Raw genomic sequence first — 13,265 nt, forward strand, 5'->3', positions numbered from 1 at the left:
AAGTTAAGTTGAGTTAATTTTTTTAAACCTAAAAGGGGAGCGTAAGCTCCCCTTTTTCTTTTGTAATTTATTCTAATTTCTTTATTTAGAATTTAAAATCCAGCTATTAATTTTGTTTTCCAATAAAGCTAAAGGCACACAACCTGTTTCTAATACTTGATTGTGAAATTCTTTAATATCAAATTTGTCTCCTAACTCTTTTTCTGCTTTAGCGCGTAATTCTATAATTTTAAGTTGCCCTATTTTGTAGGATAAGGCTTGCCCAGGATTAGCCATATAACGCTCAATTTCAGAAGTAATACCTGCCTCAGATTCTGCTTCGTTAGCTAGAGAGTATTCAATAGCTTCCTCTCTGGTCCATCCTTTAGAATGCAAACCTGTATCTACCACCAAACGTATTGCTCTGTGCATTTCTGCTCCTAACATTCCAAAATATTGGTAAGGATCTGTGTATAACCCAAGTTCTTTACCTAAAGACTCGGTATATAATGCCCAACCTTCTCCGTAAGCGCTATACCATAACGTTTTTCTAAACTTAGGAAGTTCCTTATTTTCCTGTGTCAAAGAAATTTGAAAATGATGTCCAGGAATAGCTTCGTGTAAAAATAAATCTTCATCAGAATACATGTTGTATTTGGTAACGTCTGGTATAGGAGTATAAAAAATACCGGGTCTAGTACCGTCAATAGATCCAGGGTTATATTCTGCACTGGCAGACGCCTCTCTAAATGCTTCCGTTCTTCTAACCTCAAAAGGTGTTTTGGGCTGTTTGCCAAAAAGCTTGTCTACTTGAGGTTTCATTTTCTCATGTATAACCTTAAAGTTTTCAATAACTTGTTCAGGAGAAGTAAAAGGCATCAGTTCTTTTTTTGATCTAACAAAATCAAAGAAGGCCTTTAAGTCTCCTTCAAAACCAACCTCTTTTTTAATTTTCTCCATTTCAGAAGAAATACGTGCTACTTCACTTAGACCTAATTGGTGAATTTCATCAGCGGTCATGTCTGTGGTCGTATATAGTTTTATAGAATAGTCGTAGTATTCCTTTCCATTAGGAATACCTTCTATGCCACTAGTTGTTCTAGCTGCGGCCATATATTCCGTATTCATAAAATCATATAGATTTTGGTATGCAGGAATAATCTTTTCTGAAATCATAGCAGAATAGGCTTCTGTCAGGCGGTCTGTGTCAACATCAGAAAAGCTTTCTGGAATATTTTTTATTGGAGAGAAGAACAAATGTTTGTCCAAATCGTGCTCTGTCATGTCTTTTAGTTGCGGTGTAACTTTCAGTACTAATGATTTTGGCAGAACATAACCTGTTTTGATACCTTCTTCCATTCTTACTTTAGCACTGGCTAACCACGTGGTATAGGCTTCTAACCTTTTTAACCAATTGTCATAATCTGCAACTGTTTTAAAGGGCTGCGAGCTTGCGCCACTAGCTAATTGTCCCATCATTAATTGCATGGTCCACATTTGATTGATAGGAAGTAATTCTTCTCTAAAACCTAAACGTTCTAAATTACGATCGCATTCCCAAAGTAAAATGTCTTTACTCATTTGTTGGCTAGACGTAAGCGATTCCTCATTAACTTCCGCTAGTTTTTGTTTATAGTCCGAATAAAATTTATTTTCAGAGGCAATGAATTCGTCACTTAAAAAATTAGGTAAAATATCATTGTAACGCACATCTCCTTGTGAGGTTGCATTTAAAGGATATAGTTTTAGGCTCTCCTCAAAATAGTTTTCGAGTAAGCTGTCAAACTCTGTATTGTGCATAGCAATAGCTGGTTCTTTTTTAGCCTCTTCTTTACAAGAGTATAGGCCGATTAGGCACAAGCTGATTAGTAGAATTTTTTTCATAAAATTATTGAGTTTTTAGTGAGTTTCGTAATCGTTCTTTTTTGTATTCGGGTAAGGCGTCATTGCTCAAAATTAAATGAACCACTTCAGGGTCTTTAGTTTTAGCAAATAAAAATTGATAGTATTGATTTATAGTTAAACTATTTTCTGATTGGGAGATAAGTATCATCTCATCACCGGTGGTAACTGTTCCTGTTTCTAAAACTTTAATGTAGGTTCCGGGATAGTTATGGGCTACAAATTTTTTGATGATTTTAGAATCATTAAAGCGTATGCCTAATTTATAGCAAGGCTCTCTAGGTTGTGTAATTTGTACTAAGGCAGACCCTAATTTGTAGGTGCTTCCTATGCGTAATTTAGATTCGTCCAGGCCTTCTATGGTTAAGTTTTCGCCGAACATGCCCCAATCCCATTCTAAATCTGGATAGTGGTTTTTCCAATACGGATATTGATCTGCAGAATAAAGGTAGCATGCCTTATGAACGCCGCCATGATGTTTCCTGTCAATTACCGTATCATTGGCAACATCCTCATTTAAGAGCTGTATAGCCTCGGAAGTAGGGTATTTGTAGATCCCCGTTTGTTCTTCTTTACCATTCCACAGTATGGTGGTTGATTTTCCTAAGTTGGTTGAAATTACCTTCATGTTATAAAGGTAGAAACTATCTAGGTATTTTGTGATAAAAAATTTTACCTTAGTATGGCAGGTAACAGTATGCCCAATACATTAATCCGAATTGTAACGGGATTCTTAAGATAAGAATCCATCTAGGGATACCTGCACCTTCTTTTTTGCCCGAAAGCATATAGAAGTGAACCAATAAAAAAACAGCGAGCATGGCTATAATGCCGTAAATAGATAGATTTTTTGTGGACGGGAAACAGAGTCCAATACCCAATGCTATTTCTGCTATGCCACTTAGAGATACTAGAAGCTTAGGGTTGGGAAGGTATCTGGGCATAATGCGCAAATAGGTTTTTGGTTTAATAAAATGCATAACACCTGCAAATACATAAATTGCGGCTAAGAGGTATAAGTGAAAAGGGTAATTCATAATTAGTCTTTAAAATGCCAAAACGGAATAGTGACTAAGGTGTCATTTGCTACTTGAGTACTATCTGCTGGCGGTGCTAAGATACGGAGGATATGTTTGCCTTCCTTTAAATCTCTTATGTTGAAGTAGGTTTCAAAACCTAAACGTTCTTTGCTATTGGTGCTTATAATAAAGTCTGCTTTATATTTACTGGAATCAATCCTTATTGAATAAATTTCGTTTAAAGTTTTTAGATAATCTAGTCTTAAATCTTTTTTGTTATTAGTTTCTATATTAATATTTACAAAATCAGATTTAAAACTCCTTAAATCTTCTTTCGGTTTTAGGTTTTTATTGCTTTCAAAAACATGATCTTCTATTTGTTCTGTATAGTATAAAAATATTTGAAGATACGGTGTTCTGATTACTTTGGAAGGAATTGTGATTATATTACCGAAATCAGTCTTTTCTATCAGTAAATCTTCATAATGGTTTTGATAGCTGTAAACCTCAGAAGAAATATCTGTTTTTAAAATGTAGTTTGAGTTTTGATAGTATAATGTTGAGAAAAATATAATTGCCAAATATGATGGTAATAGCATAAGACTTAGCCTTCTTCCAAACTTATTATCTAGAAAATTGTACACCAATGGTCTATATAAAAAAGATAAAGTCAAGTAGGTGAATAGTCTGTAAAAAGGATAGTATACTAAAGAAATGTACTTATTTTTCTTTAGGTAGCCCATGGTAATGAAATCTATAAAAGTGAGTAGGATACCCATGCCAAATAAAATGACCATACAAATGCCTATCGCCTTTTTCAATATTCCCTTTAAATTCAATACTTCTGTGACAAAATAACTCAAACCTGTTAAGGTAAGGAGAATTGTAAAAAAGCCTAAAATATAAAAGAAAACTAAAAAACTTATGGCAAATAAAATGCTACAATATTTTTCAAGCCTAGCAATGTAGCGATCAAAAGTACCAACTCTTTTTTTGAGATGTTTAGTAAATTTTTTTGAGTAATTTAATTTATGATAATCAATATCGCCAGACACATAGCGTAAGCCTAGAGCACCAATCCAAAGTCCTCTTAAGACAATATGAAGCGTGAGGTTGAATATGAATATTGCCCAAGAAATGAAAACAATAAACCACAGTATCATTTTTATTGTCTGTTGAGAGTTCATAGCCTCAGAAATGTTAATTGATATTGGTTCGTAGGCCAAAATCAAAGCATAAATGGCAAAACCTGAAATAATTAATTCTAGTTGCCAACTTTCTTGCTGCAATTTGTCTAACCATCTTTTAAAGGAGGGGCTGCGGTAATCGTTATTCATTGGTGTGGTTGTTTGCTGAAAGATACTAACTTTTCTAAAAATAAAAAGCCGCTTCAAATACATGAAGCGGCTTTTTTTAATTAAAACGAATAAGGGTCAAAAATCTGCCCTAATCGTACGTTTATTTTACCATCTCGTAACTACGTTTGATGAAGTTGGTAAGCTCTTCACCTTTTAATAGTCCTTTAGATAAACGTGCTAAATCTAAAGATTGATTTATTAATCGTTCTTTCTTCTTAGCTGTTTTAGTAGTTAAAATTTCAGAAACCAATGGGCTATTGGTGTTTACAATAAGGTTATACATTTCCGGCATATTACCCATTCCAAACATTCCGCCACCACCGGTTTGTTGCATCTCTTTCATACGACGCATAAACTCAGGCTCCGTAATGATGAAAGGAGACGCAGCGCTATCCATAGCTTCTAACTGAATCGTGTATGATTTGTTAGCGATTGTTTCCTCTAATTCTTTTTTAAGAGTTTCTTTTTCTTCATCAGAAAGTTTAGAAATCTGCTCCTCATCTTTCTTGATTAAGTTTTCAATATGATCTGCATCAACACGTGTAAAAGAAATATTCTCTTTAGATGTTTCTAATTTCTGCATCAAATGCGAAATAATAGGAGAATCTAAAAGTAATACTTGGTAGTCTTTTGCTTTTGCAGCTTCTATATAACTGTGTTGCGCTTCTTTGTCTGATGCATAAAGAATAACTAGCTTACCATCTTTATCTGTTTGGTTAGCCTTTAGGTTTTCTTGTAATTCTTCAAACGTATAGAACTTACCATCTACTGTTGGGTAAAGTGCAAATTTGTCTGCTTTTTCAAAGAATTTATCTTCAGAAAGCATTCCGTATTCAATAACTATTTTAATATCATTCCATTTAGCTTCAAAATCTTCTCTATTGTTTTTGAATAAAGAAGAAAGCTTATCGGCTACTTTTCTAGTTATGTAAGATGATATTTTCTTAACAGCACCGTCTGCTTGTAAATAAGAACGAGATACGTTTAATGGTATGTCTGGAGAATCTACAACCCCGCGAAGCATCATTAAAAACTCAGGAACAATACCTTCAACGTTGTCTGTTACATAAACTTGGTTTTGGTATAATTGAATTTTATCTTTCTGAGTGTTTAAATCATTAGATAACCTAGGGAAATATAAAATACCAGTTAAATGAAACGGATAATCAACATTTAAATGAATATGAAATAAAGGCTCTTCAAATTGCATAGGATACAATTCTCTGTAGAACTCTTGATAATCTTTAGTCTCTAAATCTGCAGGTTGTTTTGTCCAAGCAGGAGTAGGGTTATTAATAATATTATCTACCTCTTCTGTAGGGGCTGCGTCTTCTTCTTTAGCACCCTCTGGTTTTGGTAAGGTTTCAGTTCTTGTTCCAAATTTAATAGGAACTGGCATAAACTTATTATACTTAGATAAAAGTTCATTAATTCTATGGTCTTCTAAAAATTCTGTAGAATCATCAGCAACATGAAGTACAATCTCTGTTCCTCTTTCTGTTTTGTCAGAAGGCTCTAAGTCAAAATTAGGAGAACCATCACAAGACCAATGTACTGCAGGTTCGTCTTTAAAACTTTTAGTAATAATTTCAACTTTACTAGCTACCATAAAAGCAGAGTAGAAACCTAAACCAAAGTGACCTATAATTCCAGAATCTTTTGCGCTGTCTTTATATTTATCTAAAAATTCTTCAGCACCAGAAAAAGCTACTTCATTGATATACTTCTTTACTTCATCTTCGGTCATACCTAGACCTTGATCAATAATATGGATTTTCTTTCCTTCTTTATCAACTTTTATCTCGATAATAGGATTGCCATACTCTACAGAAGCTTCACCAATAGAAGTTAAATGCTTCAATTTTAAAGTTGCATCTGTCGCATTAGAAATCAACTCTCTTAAAAATATTTCGTGATCGCTGTAAAGAAATTTCTTTATTAAAGGAAATATATTATCAACGGACACATTAATCTTACCTGTCGCCATATGTAATTTAAAATTTATAATTATTAATATGATACTACCACAGTCAAAAAAAATACCAATCTGACATAAAGTGACAAACTGACATTCTTTTTATTTTTTTCAAGACTATTGTTAGCTTTTAAGACCTAATACGTCTAATTAAAAGTAAGATTGATGTATTTCTAAAAGAACATCAAAAAAAGATTAACAAAAATTTTGTTTAATTTATTTTTAAAATAGTTAAACATTTTAGTATCTTTGAATTGTAATCGCGGAAGATTAATTGCTATGAAGAAGAATTTAGTTTTTTAAACGATTACACTATTATTATTTATTGGTTAGGTTGTTTAAAAACGTATTTCCGTCTTCTAGGAAATACGTTTTTTTATACCAATAGTAAATTGCTTTGTCACTCTTAAACTATAAAAGTCATGGCTAAAAAATCAGGAACAAAAAAAATCACGGAAGATCAGATTATAGGAATGTACATGGATTATGTTTTAGAACATGAGATTGTACCAAAATCTATTTACAAGTTTTGTAAAGCGCACACGATACCAGAAGAAGAGTTTTACAACTTTTTTGGTTCAGTAGAAGGATTACAAGCTGCCATATGGGAAAAGTTTTATACCAATACTATGGCGGTAATGACTAAAAACGAAGATTATGAATCGTTTTCAAATCAAGATAAAATGCTCACCTTCTTTTTCTCTATGTTTGAGTTGCTTACGATGAATAGGAGTTATGTGCTTTTTGCCTTGAAAGAGCATGAAAATATGTTGAAGAATTTAAACCAGTTGAAAGGACTGAGATCTCACATAAAAACGTTTGCTTCTTCTTTAGTCGCAGATGCTAACGCAGATAAATCATTTAAAATTACAAAGAAAAGCCCACAGCTTTACAGTGAAGGTACTTGGGTGCAATTTTTGTTCTTGCTTAAATTTTGGATGGAAGATACCAGTGCGGGATTTGAAAAAACAGATATGGCAATAGAGAAATCTGTTAAAACCATTTTTGACGTTTTTGAAAATACACCTTTAGAAAGTATTATTGACTTTGGTAAATTTCTATACAAAGAGAAATTCGCATAATACTTAGCGACGACCAAGAACCACTACATATTGTTTTAACCACTTTTAATAAAAAGTATCTTATGAAAACATTAGACAAAATTCCTACTGGTAAAATAGAAAGAGCAGGAAAGCTCGTGAAAACAGGGGTTAAAATAGGTGGTAATTACGTAAAATATTACAGTAAGAAGTTGGTAAACCCGGAGTTATCAAAAGATGAGCTCAATGAAGATAATGCGGGTGATATTTATGACGGACTTAAAAGTTTAAAAGGTAGTGCGCTTAAAGTAGCACAAATGCTAAGCATGGAGAAAAACATTCTGCCTTCTGCTTATGTAGAAAAATTCTCATTATCCCAGTTTTCAGTTCCTCCGCTATCTGCCCCGTTGGTGCGCAAAACATTCAAAAAGTATTTAGGGAAATACCCTGAAGAGGTATATGATACTTTTGATAAAGACTCTATAAATGCAGCGAGTATAGGTCAGGTGCATAAGGCTACTAAAGATGGAAAAACCTTGGCAGTAAAAATTCAGTACCCAGGGGTGTCAGAAAGTATATCTAGTGATTTGGCTATTGTTAAACCTATAGCCATACGTATGTTTAACTTAAAAGGTAAAGATTCAGATAAATATTTTAAAGAAGTAGAGAATAAACTGGTTGAAGAAACCAACTATATTCTTGAAATGAAGCAGAGTCAAGAAATAACAAAAGCATGTGCGGTAATTCCGAATATGGAATTCCCAGTATATTATCCAAAATTGTCTAGTGAACGGATTATTACTATGGACTGGATGTATGGAATGCACTTAAGTGAGTTTGCTAAAACAGATTTCAGCGCAGCGGAAGGAAATACATTGGGGCAGGCTTTATGGGATTTCTATATGTTCCAAATTCACGGCCTAAGAAAAGTACACGCAGACCCGCATCCAGGAAATTTCTTGGTGAGCAAAGACAATACACTTATTGCGATAGATTTTGGTTGCATTAAAGAAGTGCCAGATGAATTCTACATTCCGTATTTTGAACTTGCAAAGAAAGAGGTTATTGAAAACGATTCGCACTTTATGGAAAAATTGTACGAGTTAGAAATTCTTACTCCTACAGATTCAGAACAAGAAATTATATTTTTCAAAGCCTTGTTTAAAGAGATGTTATTGCTATTCACATCGCCTTTTAATGGAGATACTTTTGATTTTGGTTCTGATGATTTTTGGCATCAAATTGCCGATTTAAGTCAGCGGTATTCTAAAGATGATCAGATTAGAAAAATGAATGGTAATAGAGGTTCTAAGCATTTCTTATATATGAATAGAACGTTTTTCGGACTCTTTAATTTACTGCACGATTTAAAAGCTAAAGTTGAGGTTAATAATTTTAGACAGTATTTGGATTAAAACATAGCTTAAAAATTTGAATAGAAAGTCAGTAGTATGTGCAACATATTTCTGACTTTTAATTTGTTACGATACCAACTAAATGTATAATTCTGTAATGATTTTACAACATTGTAGAATAATCCTTAAATTGCGTTCTTGTTTATTTAATTCGTAACTTAAATAAATGTATAATAAACAGATCAGATAACTAAACTGTATGTATAATTCGAAAATTATAGGCTTAGGACATTACGTTCCTGAAAACGTTGTGACTAATGATGATTTATCAAAGGTCATGGATACTAACGACGCGTGGATTCAAGAAAGAACAGGCATTAAAGAAAGACGTCATGTTATAAAAGGCGATGGCGATACCACCACCACTATGGGGGTTAAAGCTGCTAAAATTGCTATTGAGAGAGCCGGTATTGATAAAGATGATATTGATTTTATTGTATTTGCTACGCTAAGTCCGGATTACTACTTTCCTGGGCCAGGTGTTTTGGTGCAACGAGATTTAGGTATTAAAACTGTAGGAGCATTAGACGTAAGAAATCAATGTTCTGGTTTTGTTTACGCTATTTCTGTTGCAGATCAGTACATTAAAACAGGGATGTATAAGAATGTTCTAGTTATTGGTTCAGAATTACATTCTCATGGTTTAGATATGTCTACGCGTGGTAGAGGTGTTTCTGTAATTTTTGGTGATGGGGCAGGAGCTGCCATATTATCAAGAGAAGAAGATAATACAAAAGGTATCTTATCTACACATTTACATTCTGAAGGACAGCATGCGGAGGAGTTATCTCTAATAGCTCCGGGAATGGGGAAAAGATGGGTGACCGATATTATAGAAGACAATGACCCTAATGATGAATCGTATTTTCCATATATGAACGGGCAGTTTGTATTTAAAAATGCTGTAGTTCGTTTTAGTGAAGTAATCATGGAAGGTCTAGGAGCTAATAAACTAGCGCCAACAGATATTGATATGTTAGTACCGCATCAAGCAAACTTAAGAATTTCTCAATTCATTCAGAAGAAATTCCAATTGTCAGATGATCAGGTTTTTAATAATATTATGAACTACGGGAATACAACCGCGGCATCTATTCCAATAGCTTTAACGGAAGCTTGGGAACAAGGAAAAGTAAAAGAAGGAGACTTGGTAGTGCTAGCTGCATTTGGTAGTGGCTTTACGTGGGGTAGTGTTATTATCCGTTGGTAAAATAATTCTGAAACTATATATATAAATAAACCCCCAACAGCAATGTTGGGGGTTTTGTTTTGATACGCTATTCTTAGAAAATTGTAGGACCTAAAGAATTAAGGGGTTTATTTTATAAAATTCCGCCACCACTATCTTTGGTGTTGTTGTCTCTATTTTTACGTTTGCTAGCCTTATTTTTCCCACTTCCAAACATATAAGATAAGCCAGCGTATACCGTTCTACTTTCCCAATTAAATTCTCCCGTAGAGGCATACGGCCTCGTGCTATCAAAAGCAAAGCGCATGGTGTTAAACACATCATTGAAGTTTAGGCTAAACGTTCCTTTTCCTTCTGCGAAACTGTAGCGAGCTCCTGTATTTACAAAATACATAGACTTTACGTCAAACTGTATATTTTTGTTAGCACCACGATAGAAACCAAAGATTTGAAAACTTAAGTTTTTAGTAGCTTTTAGACTGTTATTCATTCTAAAATTCCATGCTGTATTCTCTACCTGAACTTCTTCTATTACAATATCATCAACAGTTGCATTAGGGTTTTCTGTTGGTAAGGTCTCTGTAATTCCTCGCTGTGTTTGAGAGAATAGATCAAAACTCCCATTAATACTCCACCAGGTTAAGGGTTTGTAGTTCAAAGATACTTCCATTCCGTAGGCGGTGGTGTTATCAAAATTATCATAGGTTAAGATAAGTTTGTTTAGATCTAAGCGGTCTACATACACAGCTCTATTAATTTCATCTTTAATTTGACGGTAGAAAACACCTGTGGTAATACTTCCTTTTTCTAAACGTTTGGTGTAGTTAACTTCATAAGAATTGGTAAACTGTGGTACTAAACGTTGGTTTCCAAAAGAAGATATTAAGGGGGTAGACCAATCTCTAATAGGATTTACTTGTTGTAATCCAGGTCTATCTACGCGACGACTTAAACTAAATTGAAGTTGGTTTTTCTCATTAGGGGCATACGTAACATAGGCTGAAGGGTATACCTGCGTGTATTTATCCGAGAAAGAGCGTATGTTATTAGTGTCGGCTTTTACTTCCACATTTTCTACACGTAAGCCTGCTTGATAGGACCATTTTTTATAATTCTGACCAAAAGTGGCATAAGCAGAATAGATATCCATTCCGTATACAAAATCGGTATCTGGCGTAGGTATTAAGTTCCCCGTTTCATTAAAAGATAATCCCGTAGAGGTATAATCTACATTGGTTTCAAAATTTCTAGATTCAAGGCCTAATTCTAGTTTCGATATAGAGTCTATAGGGTTTACATAATCTAAATTAGCGATGCTCTGCTTGCGTTTGGTATCTACCATGTCTACGTAGTTAGGAAAAACGGTTGCACCAGATGACTCAAAAAAGGCATCTTCATTTTGATTAAATTCATTGTAATCAACCTCCAATTCTATAGAATGACCTTCTTTTTTAAATTTTACTTTATAATCAAAATTGTATTGCTCGCTCAGGTTGTCTTGAAAATTATCAAAGATTTGATTTGAATTTCTGCTGGCATCGTCATAGTACAAAATATCCGTGTCTCCTTTTCCTTTTCCGTCAAATGAATTCTGGTTGGTGAAAAATGAAATAGTATGGTAATCATTTAAATAAAAATCGACCCCTATTTTATATAAGTGCGATTTGTTGTTGTTAAGGAAACTAAACTGCTGGTCAGAATTATCATCCAGTCTGTAAAGATTTCCGTTGTTAACGTATTTACCGATATTATTACCGTAGTTGCCATAAACATTAAATTTCCCTGAACGATAATTTAGATCAATAGCACTATTAAATTTAGCTTCTTCACCAACGGTTAGTCCGGTGCTAATGGTTCCATTAAATCCGTTATTTGCATTTTTATGAAGTATGATGTTGATGATACCACTCATGCCTTCAGGATTATATTTAGCAGAAGGATTGGTAATTAGTTCAATAGATTTTATAGCGCTAGACGGAATCTGTTTTAGTAATTGTGCTACGGGAACATTAGATAATTTACCATCTACCATCACTCTTACATTAGAATTTCCGCGCATAGAGAGTTCACCGGTCTGTTGGTCTATATTTACAGAAGGAATATTGTTCATGATGTCTGATGCAGATGCCCCTGTGGTGGTAAGATCTTTTCCAACATTAATTACTTTTCGATCTATTTTCTGTTCAATGGTAGTGCGTTCAGCGACTACTTCTACACCGGATAATTCTTGAGTTTGATCTTCAAGGTAAATGGTTCCTAAAGCTATTTTTCTGTGGTTTTTGTCAATGGTTACGAGCTTCGAGTAGGTTTTATACCCTATAAATTGAACTAAAAAAGTAAGTGTACCTTCGGGAATATTTTTGATTTCAAAAGTTCCGTTTTCCTCGGTAATGCCCCCAGTAATAATAGTAGAACTGTCTTCAGACTTTATAACAATAGCAGCAAATGCTATAGGCTCTTGTAAGGCTTGGTCTAAGATTGTTCCCGTAATTGTGCCTAATACTGCATCGGTAGTAGAGGGTTCCGTGTTTGCGAATAATGCACTGTTGATGAGCAGTGCAATACATAGGATTGCTTTTTTCATGAATGTTCGTTTTGTAATTTGATTGATTGATGAATTTCTATATACAGGACGACACTATGCTGCATTTGTTACAAAGCATTTTTGTTTTAACACTTTTTAACATATCAGAATTCGATAGAAGAATAGTTCTCTATTTTGAGGTTAAAATCTAAATTATAATAGTGGTAATCTTGTGCTGTGAATTTGGGCTAAGAATTGGTTAGATAAGCACTTTGAGGTATATAAAAAACAAAACCCTCATTTCCATGAGGGTTTCTATTATCGATAATGTGCACTAAACACTAACCATTAACTATAAAAATACAGCATTAACGACAAATTCATAATATCTTTAGAGTACTAATAGACGTAAAAATCATATAAAAGTTACATTAATTAACAATTTTTAACATCATTTTCGGTAAAATGCAAAAAACACTCGTAATTGGCGCTTCGTTAAAACCTAGCAGATATAGTAATATAGCTATAAAAAAGTTAACAGAAAAATCTATTGAAACAGAAGCTTTTGGTTTAAAGGAGGGCCTTCTTTACGGAGTGCAAATTAAGACTAATTTTGTCGACTTTCAAAATATACACACGGTTACTTTATATTTAAATCCAAAAAATCAAGAAGCGTATTATCAAAAAATTATAGATTTAGAACCAAAGCGGGTAATTTTTAATCCAGGTACAGAAAACCCTAACTTCTATAGCTTACTTCGGGAAAATGGTATAGAGGTTGAAGTGGCTTGCACCCTTGTTTTATTAGCAACAGATCAATATTAAATTCTCTTCTTTAATAGAGAAATAAAACTGATAATGTCG

General features: G+C 33.7%; 10 protein-coding genes. 4 read left to right on the forward strand and 6 right to left on the reverse strand.

The genetic code is table 11. The annotated features are described in order from the left end of the window. Nucleotides 1-81: 81 nt before the first annotated feature. The 5 genes from M666_RS09335 to htpG form a co-directional block, all read right to left on the reverse strand. The gene (locus M666_RS09335; RefSeq protein ID WP_029446938.1) at nt 82-1,863 is read right to left on the reverse strand and encodes a DUF885 domain-containing protein; all 1,782 of its coding nucleotides are present in this window, start codon (nt 1,861-1,863) and stop codon (nt 82-84) included. A gap of 4 nt (nt 1,864-1,867) precedes the next feature. Next, complete coding sequence (locus M666_RS09340; RefSeq protein ID WP_029446937.1) at nt 1,868-2,509, reverse strand: MOSC domain-containing protein; 642 nt, start codon at nt 2,507-2,509, stop codon at nt 1,868-1,870. Nucleotides 2,510-2,558: 49 nt separating this feature from the next. Then, complete coding sequence (locus tag M666_RS09345; RefSeq protein WP_029446936.1) at nt 2,559-2,918, reverse strand: DoxX family protein; 360 nt, start codon at nt 2,916-2,918, stop codon at nt 2,559-2,561. A gap of 2 nt (nt 2,919-2,920) precedes the next feature. Beyond that, nucleotides 2,921-4,237: a hypothetical protein gene (locus M666_RS09350; protein ID WP_151198043.1), complete on the reverse strand. Its 1,317-nt coding sequence runs from the start codon at nt 4,235-4,237 to the stop codon at nt 2,921-2,923. Between the two features lie 121 nt (nt 4,238-4,358). Beyond that, the gene (htpG, locus tag M666_RS09355; RefSeq protein WP_024481519.1) at nt 4,359-6,245 is read right to left on the reverse strand and encodes a molecular chaperone HtpG; all 1,887 of its coding nucleotides are present in this window, start codon (nt 6,243-6,245) and stop codon (nt 4,359-4,361) included. Between the two features lie 410 nt (nt 6,246-6,655). Between htpG and M666_RS09360 the strand changes: the two genes are divergently transcribed. The 3 genes from M666_RS09360 (at nt 6,656) to M666_RS09370 (ending at nt 9,898) form a co-directional block, all read left to right on the forward strand. Next, nucleotides 6,656-7,315 (forward strand): TetR family transcriptional regulator C-terminal domain-containing protein, encoded by a 660-nt coding sequence (locus M666_RS09360; protein WP_029446934.1) that lies wholly within the window; start codon nt 6,656-6,658, stop codon nt 7,313-7,315. 62 nt (nt 7,316-7,377) lie between these two features. Beyond that, nucleotides 7,378-8,688: an ABC1 kinase family protein gene (locus M666_RS09365; protein WP_029446933.1), complete on the forward strand. Its 1,311-nt coding sequence runs from the start codon at nt 7,378-7,380 to the stop codon at nt 8,686-8,688. Between the two features lie 199 nt (nt 8,689-8,887). Next, nucleotides 8,888-9,898, forward strand: coding sequence for a 3-oxoacyl-ACP synthase III family protein (locus M666_RS09370; RefSeq protein WP_025615721.1), 1,011 nt, complete (start codon nt 8,888-8,890; stop codon nt 9,896-9,898). A gap of 112 nt (nt 9,899-10,010) precedes the next feature. Here the strand turns inward: M666_RS09370 and M666_RS09375 are convergent, their stop codons facing one another. After that, a complete protein-coding gene (locus tag M666_RS09375) occupies nt 10,011-12,461 on the reverse strand; it encodes a TonB-dependent receptor (RefSeq protein WP_029446932.1) in 2,451 nt (816 codons plus the stop codon). 405 nt (nt 12,462-12,866) lie between these two features. Between M666_RS09375 and M666_RS09380 the strand changes: the two genes are divergently transcribed. Continuing rightward, nucleotides 12,867-13,226 (forward strand): CoA-binding protein, encoded by a 360-nt coding sequence (locus M666_RS09380; RefSeq protein ID WP_029446931.1) that lies wholly within the window; start codon nt 12,867-12,869, stop codon nt 13,224-13,226. The last annotated feature ends 39 nt before the right edge of the window (nt 13,227-13,265 follow it).

Source organism: Cellulophaga baltica 18 (genome assembly GCF_000468615.2).
GTDB classification, from domain to species: domain Bacteria; phylum Bacteroidota; class Bacteroidia; order Flavobacteriales; family Flavobacteriaceae; genus Cellulophaga; species Cellulophaga baltica.